This window comes from Paenibacillus sp. FSL R5-0470 (genome assembly GCF_037975205.1).
Taxonomy (GTDB): domain Bacteria; phylum Bacillota; class Bacilli; order Paenibacillales; family Paenibacillaceae; genus Paenibacillus_AQ.
This window is the reverse complement of sequence record NZ_CP150238.1, coordinates 1,253,224-1,267,605: the sequence shown is the minus strand read 5'-3', so window position 1 is coordinate 1,267,605 and position 14,382 is coordinate 1,253,224. Positions and strand designations below refer to the sequence as shown.

The 14,382-nt window shown below is 44.2% G+C and carries 14 protein-coding genes; 11 read left to right on the top strand and 3 right to left on the bottom strand.

What is annotated here, in order from left to right; genetic code table 11:
- Window positions 1–82 precede the first annotated feature (82 nt).
- Window positions 83–901 (bottom strand): GGDEF domain-containing protein, encoded by an 819-nt coding sequence (locus tag MKY99_RS05485; protein WP_339269171.1) that lies wholly within the window; start codon window positions 899–901, stop codon window positions 83–85.
- 76 nt (window positions 902–977) lie between these two features.
- Window positions 978–1,556 (bottom strand): histidine phosphatase family protein, encoded by a 579-nt coding sequence (locus MKY99_RS05480; protein ID WP_042185403.1) that lies wholly within the window; start codon window positions 1,554–1,556, stop codon window positions 978–980.
- A 175-nt stretch (window positions 1,557–1,731) separates the two neighbouring features.
- Here MKY99_RS05480 and MKY99_RS05475 point away from each other — a divergent pair, with 175 nt between their 5' ends.
- The 11 genes from MKY99_RS05475 to MKY99_RS05425 all read left to right on the top strand — a co-directional run bounded on the left by MKY99_RS05475 (window position 1,732) and on the right by MKY99_RS05425 (window position 13,085).
- Window positions 1,732–2,889, top strand: coding sequence for a phosphodiester glycosidase family protein (locus tag MKY99_RS05475; protein ID WP_076299211.1), 1,158 nt, complete (start codon window positions 1,732–1,734; stop codon window positions 2,887–2,889).
- A gap of 379 nt (window positions 2,890–3,268) precedes the next feature.
- On the top strand, window positions 3,269–3,967 hold the full coding sequence (locus MKY99_RS05470; RefSeq protein WP_339269169.1) for a response regulator transcription factor: 699 nt from the start codon (window positions 3,269–3,271) through the stop codon (window positions 3,965–3,967).
- Complete coding sequence (locus MKY99_RS05465) at window positions 3,964–4,962, top strand: sensor histidine kinase (RefSeq protein ID WP_339269168.1); 999 nt, start codon at window positions 3,964–3,966, stop codon at window positions 4,960–4,962. Before MKY99_RS05470 ends, MKY99_RS05465 begins: the two co-directional genes overlap by 4 nt.
- Before the next feature lie 222 nt (window positions 4,963–5,184).
- Window positions 5,185–5,955, top strand: a complete 771-nt coding sequence (locus MKY99_RS05460; RefSeq protein WP_076299208.1) for an ABC transporter ATP-binding protein — start codon at window positions 5,185–5,187, stop codon at window positions 5,953–5,955.
- Complete coding sequence (locus MKY99_RS05455) at window positions 5,930–7,876, top strand: ABC transporter permease (protein WP_339269167.1); 1,947 nt, start codon at window positions 5,930–5,932, stop codon at window positions 7,874–7,876. Before MKY99_RS05460 ends, MKY99_RS05455 begins: the two co-directional genes overlap by 26 nt.
- 5 nt (window positions 7,877–7,881) lie before the next feature.
- Window positions 7,882–8,838 carry a DUF418 domain-containing protein gene (locus MKY99_RS05450; RefSeq protein WP_339269165.1) on the top strand — a complete coding sequence of 319 codons (957 nt, stop codon included), beginning with the start codon at window positions 7,882–7,884 and terminating at the stop codon, window positions 8,836–8,838.
- Window positions 8,839–8,924: 86 nt separating this feature from the next.
- Window positions 8,925–9,881: a YafY family protein gene (locus MKY99_RS05445; RefSeq protein WP_339269163.1), complete on the top strand. Its 957-nt coding sequence runs from the start codon at window positions 8,925–8,927 to the stop codon at window positions 9,879–9,881.
- 101 nt (window positions 9,882–9,982) lie between these two features.
- Window positions 9,983–10,441 carry an SRPBCC domain-containing protein gene (locus MKY99_RS05440; protein ID WP_339269162.1) on the top strand — a complete coding sequence of 153 codons (459 nt, stop codon included), beginning with the start codon at window positions 9,983–9,985 and terminating at the stop codon, window positions 10,439–10,441.
- A 274-nt stretch (window positions 10,442–10,715) separates the two neighbouring features.
- Window positions 10,716–10,970 carry a FeoA family protein gene (locus MKY99_RS05435; RefSeq protein ID WP_042185387.1) on the top strand — a complete coding sequence of 85 codons (255 nt, stop codon included), beginning with the start codon at window positions 10,716–10,718 and terminating at the stop codon, window positions 10,968–10,970.
- Window positions 10,967–11,698, top strand: a complete 732-nt coding sequence (locus MKY99_RS05430) for a FeoB small GTPase domain-containing protein (RefSeq protein WP_339269159.1) — start codon at window positions 10,967–10,969, stop codon at window positions 11,696–11,698. The genes MKY99_RS05435 and MKY99_RS05430 overlap by 4 nt, the downstream gene beginning before the upstream one ends.
- Window positions 11,676–13,085: a nucleoside recognition domain-containing protein gene (locus tag MKY99_RS05425; protein WP_339269158.1), complete on the top strand. Its 1,410-nt coding sequence runs from the start codon at window positions 11,676–11,678 to the stop codon at window positions 13,083–13,085. Before MKY99_RS05430 ends, MKY99_RS05425 begins: the two co-directional genes overlap by 23 nt.
- 531 nt (window positions 13,086–13,616) lie before the next feature.
- On the opposite strand, the gene MKY99_RS05420 is transcribed toward MKY99_RS05425, so the two are convergent.
- Entirely contained in the window at window positions 13,617–14,300 is a 684-nt protein-coding gene (locus tag MKY99_RS05420) for a hypothetical protein (protein ID WP_339269156.1), read from the bottom strand.
- Window positions 14,301–14,382 lie beyond the last annotated feature (82 nt).

Sequence of the window (14,382 nt, the reverse complement as noted above, 5' to 3'; positions counted from 1 at the left end):
AGTTAGTCCAATAAAAATAGCGGCAGTCTAGGACCTATTGTAGAGGTCCATGGCTGCCGCTTGTATTTTACACCAACTCATGCTAATTCTTATAGACGGAGTAACGCCCCGTACCAAGCTGTTTGGCAGCGTACATCGCTGTATCTGCTTCATTTAGCAGCCTAAAATGATCCACCTTACCATGACTTATGCTGATCCCTATACTCATGGATACGAACAAGTTATGCTCGCCAAGCTGGTAACTCTTAGTCGTCTTCTCCAGAATCCGCACAGCAAGCTGCTCCGCTTCCTTCTGAGTGCTACCTTTGGCGACAATCACAAATTCATCCCCGCCGACGCGGAAAATATGACGTTTTCTTTTGCTGGAGAATTGAATTAGATTTTTACCCACTTCTTGCAGCAATAAGTCCCCCACATGATGCCCCAAGCTGTCATTGATCGATTTGAAACGATTCAGATCCAGAAACAAAACAGCAAGCTGTTCATTTACTTTGCATCGATCCCAAAAATGATCCATTCCATTCTTATTCAATAACCCCGTTAAAGCATCCTTATACGCCAGTTCTTTCAATTGCTCTCTTTCAGCCAATACTAGATTCATGCGTGTAAGTAAAAACATACATAGGGCTATCGTAAGACTATAGACCAACAGCGGTATAATAACCCCATCATCGGCCACTTCATTTCCCAGTAAGGTTTCTACACCTAGCTGGTGCATGATCCATAGGGAGGCGACGATAATGATCACGGAAAGACCGGTATGAATCGCTCTTTTTTGAGGCGTTTTAGATGAAATATCCCGGTAAAGTCTTAGCACTGAATAACCGGCCGCTGCTGCGATGAGAATGGAGAATAACGTTTGTAAGTAAATCTGGACCTCTGCCACCTTAAATTCGCACATCCTTCTGACTACAAAAATGATTAACTATCTGAGCAATTACTATATTAAAATGCTCTGAACATTATCTGAACACTAATTATATCTTCAAATGCCGTGCACAATTGTATAGTTCACAATTCCATGTCGAATCGGATTTAATAATCCGGGTGATAGATGTATTACTGAGCAAAACAGTTACATTCAGTTCTGGAAAAAGTCTTCTAAGACTACTCCGTAAAATCGCACCATGGCTAACGACCAATATACGACTGCCCGGATGTTTCTCCGCGATATCTTCGATGGCCTGACTGCCTCTGATCTCACTGGCCTCCGGACTTTCCAGTCCCAAATCCAACTTCTTCCACTCACTTCCCCATCGTTCAACGCGATCTTGTTCCGTAGTACCTTCAATCTGCCCTGCGTTCATCTCACGGATACCTGGTACTAAACCGGCGATCTCCATGCCAAGCCTTGTTGCAATTACCTCTGCTGTTTGTCGCGCTCTAAGCAGATCACTCGAATATAAATAGTCCCATTGTTCAGTGCTGAGCCGTTCAGCAAGAAGAACCGCCTGCTGCACCCCCTCAGCATCCAATGGATTATCCGTATGCCCTTGCGCTCTGCCTTCTTTATTCCACGCGGTACTTCCATGGCGAATTAAACCTATTGTAGTCATAAAGATCTCCCTTTAGTTGTTGAGTTCTAGTACTATTCTTGTAATGGTATCTACATTCTATCAGAATCTTTCCATGAGTATTTGAAAAATCAGGTTATCCATGTTTTAGAACTTGAGGTATAATAAACCTTACCGCTTTTTACATCAGCTACAGGATAAGGAGATTTTGGTTCATATGAAAAAGTTATTGTTTCCGTTCTTTCTCGCATTTCTACTATGTTTGGTTCCGGTTTATACAGTTTGTTCCTCCACTGCTGGTGCTGCTCCGGTTCCGAAAAACACCGTGTATGTGACCAAGAATAATCACTCGTACATCCCGCTGCGTCTCTTAAATAATTTCACTGGTATACATGCTGAAATGAATGCTAGTGACAAACGTATAACCATTACGAACGCAGACACTAAGATTACACTTACTGTAGGACAAGCAGCTGCGCTAGTCAACGACAAGCCAGTTACACTAACCGATTCCGCTTTTAGTGATAACGGTACGGTATATATCCCTTTGTCTTTTATCAGTAAAACGCTGGGCTTTCAATTAGAGTGGAATCAGGAAGCCTCTTCTGTAACCCTTACTAATAACGGGGTTTCATCAACGGTACCTGTACTGACTGGCGCACTTATCAAAGCAGATTCCTCCCCCGTTGTCAGTGCTAGCAAAACTTTCAAGGTGGGCGGCAGATCCTTCAAAGCCCAAACGGTTACGGTATCCCTACTGCATCCTAAAGTGAAGCTCGACGTTGTACTAGCAGGAAATACGGTAGGAAAAGTGGAGGACCTGAGCAGTCTAGCCAAGCGCAATAATGCCGTAGTGGCTATTAATGGTACGTTCTTTGATGCCTACACTAAAGGGGCCTACAAAGCTCCTTACGGTTACATGGTCAGTGGTGGGAAAATGCTCAAAAACAGCTCTGGAGATCGCCGCACGATTTTCACCTATGATAGCAATCACCTGGCCTCGCTTATTCCCGGACTAGAGTTTACGAACCATTTCGCTTCCGGATCTATGGAAGGGGCGCTCCAAGCCGGACCACGTCTGCTTGTGAATGGTAAGGTATCTCTTAATGTTGCGGCAGAAGGCTTCAAAGATGCCAAAATCTTAACAGGCGGCGGAGCCCGCAGCGCACTCGGCCTCACTCGCGACCACAAGCTAATTCTGCTAACTACTGGTGGAGCTACTATCCCACAGCTCGCAGAAATGATGAAGCAGGCTGGAGCGTATCAAGCCATGAATCTGGATGGCGGCGCATCGAGCGGATTATACTACAATGGCAAATATCTCACGACCCCTGGGCGCCAGATTAGCAACGCAATTGTGGTTAAATATCAATAGAATGATCTAGCCAGCGGCATGAACGAGCGTTGTGCTAGGTTCGGCTTCTACTTCTAAGAATACTTTTTTTGATGCATCTATTGCAGTTTGTGCAATAGATGCATTCTTTTTTATAGGAAAATAGGATTCTGTTGTACTTTGTACATTAGAATTCGACCTATTTGTAATAATAAGACGTTTTGGTAACCAATTGGTTGCAGGATGTGCAATAGAATCAAATCCCAATGTCTTTTTGATAGAATCTATTGTACAAAGTCCAACTATTCCTCATATTATTTTTCGGCAGCTAGACGTCCTTTTTGCATGATTTTCCTAGTCCGTGTTACTGTATAACCGTGTGAACCACTGCATTCTTATATTTGATCAAAGGAGCACAACTATGGAGACTATTCTAATCATAGAGGACGATGCTAAGCTCGCAAGCCTACTAAGCACGTATCTATCTAAATATGAATTTCGTACGGTGATAGTAGAGGATTTCAACAGGGTACTAGAGATTTTTAATGACACCCATCCTGACCTTGTTCTGCTGGACGTTAACCTGCCTAAATACGACGGGTTTTATTGGTGTCGCCAGATTCGCACTACCTCACTCTGCCCTATTCTTTTCATATCCGCTCGGGATAGTGGAATGGATCAGGTAATGGCGCTAGAAAATGGCGGGGATGATTACATCACCAAGCCTTTTCATTATGAAGTCGTACTTGCCAAAATCCGCAGCCATTTACGCAGAGCTTACGGCTCTTACTCACAAATTCAAGAGGAAAGGACGCTCCAAGCCGGAGAACTAATTCTTTATCCTGAGCGGTTTGTGATTCAATATGGCGGGCAATCCAGCGAACTGACACAGAAAGAAGCGGTTCTACTGGAAGCCTTATTGCTAAAAGAAGGACGAGTTGTTAACCGGGAGCGTCTGCTAGATCTCATGTGGAAGGATCAGCATTTTATAGATGACAATACTTTAAATGTGTACATAACCCGTGTCCGCAAAAAACTCAAGGACCTCGGTCTTGGCGATATTGTGGAAACTGTAAGAGGCGCTGGCTATCGGCTTAATGTCACTAAGGATATGCTATGAAGCTATTTTGGAGAGACCAGCTTCCATTTATCCTATTCTACCTGCTTCAAGTACTGCTTGTTCCACCACTATATTGGCTGACCGGTGAGGATAGACCCCTCTCGATCATGCTCTATGGCATAGCCCTGAGCACTGCAGTTCTTCTCTTGTATCTCGGCTACCGATACGCTCAGCACCGGAGATTATACGCAGCCTTAAGTAATCCCAAGAATATGCTAGAGGAACATCTTGTTTCCTTAGGAGACACCCCGCTACCAGAAGCGATCCATGAGTTATTACAGCTTATTGACCGCCAGTATCAGGAGCAGGTAAATGGGCATGTCCGCCAAATGGATCAGCATATCGTATTCATGAACCGCTGGGTTCATCAGATGAAGACCCCACTTTCAGTCATTCAGCTTTCGCTAGAGGATCTTGAGGATGAGGCTGCTATAAGTATTCAGGAGGAATTGGAACGTCTGCGCAGAGGGCTGGAAATGGTGATTTATACTTCAAGGCTGGATCAATTTGAGGATGATTTCCAAGTGGAGCCGCTAGTTCTCAGTAAAGTGGTTAGTGAATCTGTAGCTGAGAACCGCAGGCTTTTCATCCGAAGAGGCATAAAGGTAAATATACAAATCAATCCTAACTTCACCGTATATAGTGATGCCAAATGGTTAATGTTTATGCTAACCCAAATCTTGACCAATGCTGTGAATTACACCTCCGGCAACGATAAAACCGTAACCCTTTCATCAAAGCACATCGGAACGGATTTCTTACTTAATATTACAGATCAAGGTATCGGCATTTCTCCTGAAGACCTCAAACGAGTGTTTAATCCATACTTCACCGGTGAACGTGGACGCCAATACCATGAGTCAACAGGAATGGGACTGTATCTAGTGCGAGAAATTTGCATCCGGCTAGGACATACTGTGGAGCTTCAATCTAAGCTTGGAGAAGGCACTACAGTCCAAATTACATTTCACAACAGTGACCATTTACAGAAATAAGATCGGAGGGTACTTCTAGTCATACTTAACTTATGGCTACGGAGTCCCTCTTCTTTATGTATGGCCTACTCGCTTCACGTACGAACATAACCTTAAACGGGTTGTAAGATAACGTTAAGGTAAATCCATAGCAGCACATAGCCCGATCTTGTAAATTATATACATAACACGTCCCCGCTTAAGGACGGATGAAATTAGATTGTAATGGAAGGAATGATAGGAATGGATGTTTTAGAAGTCAAAGGTCTTAATAAGGTATATCCGGGCAAAGTAAAGACACAGGCCCTCACCGATATTCATCTTAGCATTGAAAGCGGCGAATTTGTTGGCATCATGGGCCCCTCAGGGAGCGGCAAAACCACTCTGCTTAACATGGTGTCTACCATCGATCAGCCCTCCTCAGGTGAGGTGAATATCAACGGCAGCAATCCTTATCTTTTGAACAAAAAAGACCTTGCTCACTTTCGTCGCAGAGAACTCGGTTTTGTATTTCAAGACTTTAACCTCCTGGAGACTTTAACGGTAGCCGAAAATATCGTGCTTCCTCTAACGCTGGATAATCGCAAGCTCTCCGAAATGGAAGCCTTGCTGCAAAAGGTCGCTGCACGCTTGAACATTACGGAAATTTTGAATAAACGCACCTATGAAATATCCGGCGGACAACGGCAGCGGACAGCGATTGCCCGTGCCATTATTACTTCGCCTTCGATCATTCTAGCAGATGAACCCACAGGGGCACTTGATTCTAATTCCTCACGAATTGTGATGGAGTCGCTAGAGGATATTAACTGCAAAGAAGGCACTACGCTAATGCTCGTGACACATGATCCGCTGGCAGCGAGCTACTGCAATCGGATTATTTTTATAAAAGATGGGAAGCTAGCAGCCGAAATTCACCGGGGAGATAACCGCCAAGCCTTCTTCCAAAAAATTATCGACACACTTTCATTCTGGGGAGGGAATAGTCATGAACTTTCCTCAATTCGCGTTTAACAATGTGAAGCGTAATTCTCGGGCGTATTTTGCCTTTTTCTTAAGTAGTGCTTTTATGGTCATGATCTTCTTTTCATATTCCGTCTTTATTTATCATCCTGGGGTTGCCAGTATCGAGCTAGGTACAAATTCAGCCGCTGGTATGAAAATCGCTTCTTATATTGTGTTTGTCTTTGCTTTCTTTTTCGTTCTTTACTCGATTAGTGCATTTCTGAAACTTCGTAATCTGGAGTTCGGCATACTAATGATGTTAGGTGCACGTTCCGGTCAGATCAACAAACTGATTCTTATAGAAAATATGCTGATCGGACTACTGTCCATAGTAACAGGTATGTCTTTCGGCATGCTTTTATCCAAGTTATTTTTGCTGCTCAGCACGACCATTATGGGAATGGATCATTTACCCTTCTATTGGCCAGTTAAACCGCTGTTGATCACATCTATTTCGTTTATCTCACTGTTTCTGGTCATCTCTATCTTCACATTGTTATTTATCCGCAAACATCAAGTCCTTGATCTGTTAAAAGGGAGTGTTAAACCTAAAAAGGAGCCCCGTGTGTCTTGGCTGCTCTCACTCCTTGGGCTTCTGTTATTGACGGCAGGGGCACTCGCCATTCGAAAGCAGTTGTCTCCAATTACGTTATTAGTTGCTGCTGTCACGGGGATCGCAGGTACCTATTTCTTCTACTCTCAGCTGTCCGTACTCGGAATACGTCTGCTTAAACTAAGCCGCAAGCGACTTTGGCGCGGAACCAACCTGTTATGGATTTCCGAGATGAGTTACAAGATCAAAGATAATGCAAGAATGCTGTTTCTTGTAACGGTTGTAACCTCGCTTGCTTGCATGGCGTCAGGATTTATTTTATCGATTAATCAAGCAAACGTAGAACTCTATAAAAATAGTCCATTCGCTATGGAGTATTCGATTTATAAACCAGGGAAAACTCCCCCTGACTTAGAACCCATTCATAATAAATTACAAAACGCTAAAGTGGAGTATACAGAGAATAAAATCGAGCTAATCTCTGCCTCCATTCAGAGTCTGGGTAAAGAAGCTACCCAAAGCATTGATTTAATATCCTGGTCCCAGTTCAATCAGTTAACTTCAAAAATGGATATGTCCGAAGTTGCTCCCTTATCTGACAAAGAAGCTGTCTTACTGCTAAACCCTCAGGTGGATTCACAGAACTATACTATTAATCAAAAGATTCTGCTGAAGGTTCAAAACGATGCGGAGCTTATGCTGAAAGAGGTACGAATTCCGAAGAGCCATCCCATGGGGCAATATTCAAGCTCACTCTTAATTGTAGATGACAGCTTGTACAAGAATATCTCTTCTTCAGCAGCGAAGTACACGAGATCATATGTGAAATATCTATATAAAATCCCTGCTTGGGACGGTCCACTACCTGTGGATACCTCACCTGAAACCATCATCACCAATGAACTGATCCAGTGGAGTAGAGATTCCAACAATACCAACAATCAATATATCTCCATATTAAATGCTCGAGCAGATGATTATCTAACTACCAAACAAGGTACGGCTATGCTTAGCTTTATAGGGATCTTTATCGCGCTTATCTTCTCACTTTCTTCAGCCAGCTTCCTCTTCTTCAAGCTTCATACTGAGCTGAATGCAGATAAGCAAATGTATAATGCCTTGTCTAAAATCGGTTTAAGCGTCAAAGAAATGTCTGCTTCTGCCACCAGACAAATCTCTGTGCTGTTCTATATTCCGATCATTGTCGCTACCATCCAGACGCTTGTCGTCATCCGACCGGTATTGAAACAAATTAGTATCACGAATGTAACGGTACCTGTGCTAATTACATCTGGTGTATTCCTTGCTGTGCAAACTATATATTTCATCATAGCGCGATCACGCTACATACAAAGTCTCAAGAAGATGATGGTATAAAGAATATGGTGAAAAGAATCGTAACACTCGATGTGCTCCGTGGCTTTGCTCTAATGGGTATCATCTTCATAAACATTCGTCAGATGGTATTCGGTACGATGGAATTTAACTCGCTCGATTTGCAGATTATTCGTTTTCTTGATGTAGCAGTGGATCACCGATTTTTTGTGATATTCTCATTTTTATTCGGTGTTGGCTTTCAGTTATTCTTATCCCGGGCTGAAGCTAAAGGGGAGTCTAAGCCCCGTTTATTATTTCTGCGTAGGCTGTTCATTTTATTTCTAATCGGTCTGGTGCACCATTATTTCCAACCCGGTGAAACCTTGCTCATCTATGCAGTCATTGGACTGATTCTCCTTCCTTTTTATAAGTTAAAGTCAAGTTTTGTATTGATTGCAGGCATTGTGGTCACCCTTGCAGGTCTCTACTTAGGCCCGATAGTGGTAACGTTTGGTATGTTTCTGCTTGGGCATTGGAGTGGTCTGATTGGATTATTTCAGAATCCGTCACGGTATAAGCTAGGATTACGGATCACCCAAGTGGTTTCTCTGCTGCTAATCATTCCGATGTATTTTGCGCAACAGAGTATCATGGATAAAACAGGCGCTCTGGATGTAGCTTTCGCAGTAGGCGGACTTCCAGTCAGTATTTTTTATGTGACAACGCTAACCCTACTCATGCGCCATGGAGTTGTACAGAAACTACTTGCGCCCCTAGCTTCTCTAGGCAGAATGGCTTTAACCAATTATTTATTGCAAACCGTTATTATACTAACACTATCCAATCTGCTAGATTGGCCTGGTACAGTGCATGTATCGACACAGATGATTGCAGCGGCGGCCATACTGCTTCTACAAATCATATCTAGTACCCTTATTCTCAAACGGTTCCGGATGGGACCGGTAGAATATTTATGGCGACTCGGAACTTATGGCAAAAAACGTATGGTTAAACAGCAATAAGATCCTATCGAAAGGATTCTGGCTGATCTATGAGCATTTTGCTATAGTTGAACTACTAATTTCTGCAGCAAGGAGGCTCCAGATTTATGTCCAAGGCTGATCATATGTTATCCATTCTTTGGATGCTCAAGCAGCGGGGAAGAACCGCCGGAGAACTAGCAGAAGCGTTAGAGATCAGTGTTCGGTCTGTGTACAGATACATCGATGCGTTATGCATCAGTGGTGTACCCGTTATTGCGGATAGCGGGCCTGGTGGCGGTTACAGCTTACCAGAGCATTTTATTGAGGCTCCATTATTCTTTGACTCCGAAGAGCAGCGTGCCCTTCTACAAGCTTCTTCTTTTGCCAGGGGGACCGGATATCCTTATGTTGAAGCTCTGGACCGAGCCCTATCCAAGCTAAAAAGATATAGCAATACCCAGCAATTAGAACAAATGGAGCGCCATGAGAATGGCATTGAGACGATCCATTCTCCTTCCCCGTCACTTAGCCACCTGATTCAGGAATTGGAATTGGGGACAGCGAATGGATACACCCTACAAATGGAATATCGTAAGGGTAATGGAGAAACCAAATCATCCCGTGCCATTGATCCTTACGGACTTGTACTCTGGAAGGGCCAATGGTACACCGTAGCTTACTGCCACGAGCGACATGAAATTCGTAGTTTCAGGGTGGATAGAATCATTGAACTGCACCGTACAGAAACTGTGTTCGCTCGTCCTGCTGACTTCTCTGCACGTGATTTTTTGTTAAAGAGCTTACTACCTGCACGTAATACTGAAGAGAAACTAGTTACAGTAGTCATCGCATCCGACGAGGGAGTCTTGAATGATCTATGCAGTCATTGGTTGTTCGGACATACGCTGGTACAGCGCATGGAAGGACAAGCCCGCTTTCAAGTGGACGAAACTTCTTTACTGACTTATGCACCCTATTTCTTGTTGCCTTATGGAACCACATTACGCATCATGGAGCCTTCCTCACTAAGAGAAAGACTAGCCTCCATAGCCTCCAATTTAGCAGCTCATTATAAGACATAAATTACTTTAGGATCACTGACCGTAGTTGTCAGTGATCCTTTTGTATAGTGTAAATGAGTCTGAGGGAATAAATGAACCTATAAATCAAGGAGGAATAACGAATGAAGGAACTACACTATGAATTTTATATTGGCGGAACACCTGAGCAGGTATGGGAAACCTTAATCTCTCCGGAAGCTACGAAGCAGATTTATTACGGCAGCGTTATTCGTTCAACCTTCAAAGAAGGAGAATTACTGGAATACATCGGACCGGGTGCAGATGGAGATGAAACGCTGCATGTCTATGGGACTCTGCTGGAGTTCACCCCACAAAAAGCACTGCGTTTCACGCATAAGGTCGGCCCCTCCTATCATAAAGGACATGAAAGATATGAGTCGCGTATTTCTTGGCTGCTTGAACCGGTGGGCGGAACTACTAAGCTCACGCTTATCCATGATGAATGGCATCCTGAAGATCCTTCGTATGCAGGCAGCATCAGCGCTTGGTGGCAGGTTCTAAGTAATACCAAGACTTTAGTAGAGACTGGACGCACGCTTGATTTTGGAAGCTGGACGTAACTTCACGGCTAATAAAAACTTGGATTAGACTATCCCAATTAAAGACAAGCCTATAAGTAGACTCAACCTTAGCCCCTCGGCTGGAGAGCGCAAGCCTTCTTTCCGTTAGGGGCTTTTTTGCGCCTAAATTAATTTTGCCTTAGGGAAACATTCTTGTTGCAGGGACAAAGTTGTTCACATATACTAATATTGTGTCAGACCACAAGAAAAATTCCAACGCACAAAATAATAACCATAAAAATACAAATATTAATAAATGAAAGAAGGGGATCTAATGTCTGGAGCTAGTATTCCTTTATCAGAAGCGGCTAAAGGAAGCACACTGCGTATCAGCGGCATTGAAGTTCAGGGTGTGCTTAGAAGAAGATTACTGGATCTCGGGTTTGTAGTCGGTAATGCCGTTGAGGTGTTACGGCGTAGTCCCTTAGGAGATCCTATAGCTTTTCGGGTAAGCAACACGACCATTGCATTACGTAGAGAAGAAAGCTCTTTAATATTTGGAGAAGTCATCGGAGGTGTAGAAGCATGAGTCATTTCACAGTCGCTTTTGCAGGCAATCCTAACACTGGCAAAAGCACGCTTTTCAATCTGCTGACCGGCATGCGCCAGCATACAGGAAACTGGGCAGGTAAAACCGTCATTACTGCTGAAGGCGAGTTTAAGCATAAGGACCATACGTACCTCGCAGTAGATCTTCCTGGTACGTATTCGCTGTACTCGAATTCTGCTGATGAAGAAGCGGCTAGAGATTATATTATTTTTGAACAGCCAGATGTGACACTAGTTGTTCTTGACGCTACCTCACTAGAACGAAATCTCAACCTTGCCTTGCAAGTGCTGGAGATTACCGGGCGGGCTGTAGTCTGCATCAACCTCATCGATGAAGCCCGTAAACTCGGTATCGACATCAATCTGAAACGTATTTCCAAACGTCTCGGCGTGCCTGTTGTAGCGATATCGGCTCGCAATAAAATCGGTATTGAGGCTTTATTGGATCAGGTGGAGCGAGTGGCTACAGGCGCATTCACTGCACAGCCACTGCGTATTACGTACAACGAGGAGATTGAACGAGGAATTGCAGAGCTTACACCGCTGGTAGAACAAACCATTGGCAGCAAATACCCGGCCCGCTGGATTGCACTGCGCCTGTTAGATGGTGATGACAGCCTTCTTACCTCACTTAAAGAGAATATGAAGGATAAAGAATTACCTGAAGTAAAGGAGGTCATCGGTCATGGAATCACCGCATATCACTAAGGGATTAGATCCTCTAGATTCCTTGCTGTCCACCGCGAAAAAGCTCGCTGACGGCGGAGCGATACGGGATGAGATTGTCAGTGGTATCTATGGCGTATCCGCAGGCATCTGCGGGGATGCAGTCACCTATAAGGATAAGAAGAAGCTGAACAGCACTTATAAGCTAGATAATATCGTAACTTCAAAAATATGGGGATTCCCCATTATGCTCGCCATCCTCGGTATCGTATTCTGGATTACGATTGCCGGCGCCAACTATCCTTCAAGCTGGCTTGCTTCCTTCTTCGGCTTCATCGAAGGTTATCTCACTGCCGGATTTGAGGCGATCCATGCCCCCGCTTGGCTACACGGTGTACTTGTTCTGGGATTATATCGAGGAACCTCTTGGGTCATCAGCGTCATGCTGCCGCCAATGATGATATTTTTCCCAGTGTTTGCGCTGCTTGAGAATTTCGGGTATCTGCCGAGAGTTGCTTTTAACATGGATCGGTTGTTCAAAAAATCAGGTGGTCACGGCAAGCAAGCTTTGACCATGTCTATGGGTTTCGGCTGTAATGCCGCCGCGATCCTCTCCACCCGAATCATCGAATCGCCGCGTGAACGGATGCTCGCGATTTTGACTAACAATTTCGTTCCATGTAACGGCCGCTGGCCGACATTAATTCTATTGTCTTCCTTATTCATGGCAGGAGCGGCTACGACAGGCGCACTCCGTACCCTCACCACCGCCTCCGTACTTATGGGGATGGTGCTGATCGGCATCATCGTTACCCTGACGGTTTCCTGGGTCATGTCCAAAACTGCGCTACGCGGTGTTCCAACACATTACACACTAGAGCTCCCGCCCTATCGTCGTCCACAAATTTGGAAGACCATACTTATTTCCTCTAAAGATAAGTCCCTTAATGTACTTACTCGTGCCATCGTCGTTGCTGCCCCTGCCGGTATTATCACTTGGATTCTTGGCAACCTGTTTGTTGGTGGAGATTCTGTCCTGAATCATATGGCTGCATTCTTCGATCCTTTTGCACACATGCTCGGCATGGATGGCTTTATCATTATGGCGTTTATTCTTGGACTTCCTGCGAATGAAATCGTACTGCCCATTCTGCTTATGGGCTATATGTCCTCAGGTGCTATGGTCGATATCGATAGCTTGGGCAGCATCAAAGATGTCTTTTTATCACATGGCTGGACTTGGCTGACCGCACTTAATATGATGTTGTTCTCCCTGCTCCACTATCCTTGCGGCACTACACTCGTGAACATCTATAAGGAGACGAAAAGCATGAAGTGGGCTGTTCTCTCAGCAGTCATCCCGCTTGGCATCGCCATTGGTGTTACGTTTGCTGTCGCTCAGCTTGCTCGGTTATTCGGGTGGGTGTGACGAAGCTTGTAGCATGAATTCATCTTACAGCAGCGAACTTTAACTGATTTCAACTTACATTAGCTAAATTTACTTTGTCTCACCTTACAACATCTAATGTTCACCGTATTTCACAAAATTCTGCCCTCCTTGAACTCATAATTAGGGAAATTCTTCCCCAAATTCGAACTTTATAAGCGCAAATTAAACTTTTTGCGGAAATTCTCCCTAATAATTAGTCGATTATAGGAAAAATAGGGCATTTCCGCAGAATTTTAGGGAGGAATTCCCCAATTATCGATCATATAGAGAAAAATACGATTAAATCAGGGAGATTCTCCCTAATTATCGATAATATCGAGTAAACCACGACAATTTTAAGAAGGATTTCACTTACTTCGAGTTTTGATGACCCGAGCTATACTTAAGCACCAGTACCAACACCGCCCACCACCTATTTAAGGTCAGCTCAAACAAATAAGCGGTCGCCCAAACAACTCCCGGGCGACCGCTTATTTCATCACGACATAACGTGAACCTACAGTTAAAGCGTTATTTCTTACGCGTTCCACCATCTCTACGACGGTAGAGTACAGCGCCAGCTATCGCTATCAAAACGATAATGATTCCACTGATCCCTACATTCACAAGTGGAAAAGAGTCACTCTCCGCAGCTGGTTTCCCCTCAACTTCAGTCGCCCCATTATTCCCAGTTTCGGATTTCGGCGAATGGTTTGATGTTACCTCCGGAGAAGCTGTAGGAGTACCTGCCGATATACTAGGTCCAAGCTCCTTCAGATCCTCTGATGCCGAGGCAAGCAGCTTCGTTCGGCTGCATAAACTGGCCTCTAATTTACCAGAGTCATCTTCGTCATTAGCATACGCATAGACGATATAACTTTCCCCTTCCACGAATTCAAACCCACAGCTGGCAGACGATAAAGCAGTACTCAAGGTAACTTTATTCCCCTTAATTCCTTTCCAGCTGGAATCGACTTCAAAGGTTACTTTTACTGGATCCGCAGATGAGATTATAGTCCCCTTTGGCTCCTTTTTGTCCACTACTTTCCCAGTAAAGACGGCTGAACTTGACTCCAGCGCCTCAAGTGGCTCCGCAGGTACAACACAGGAACACGCATAAGTAACGGAGGGACGCACCGTCAGCAAGGCCATAAATATTAACGTTATACTTAGGAACATCATAAGTGGACTGCGTAACTTAGCCTTAAACATCATAATAACCTCCTTCTTTACTCTACAGACGGAACAGAAGAAGAAAGTGTTACAACAATTTCCAAACAAGTTATACAAGTCTAAT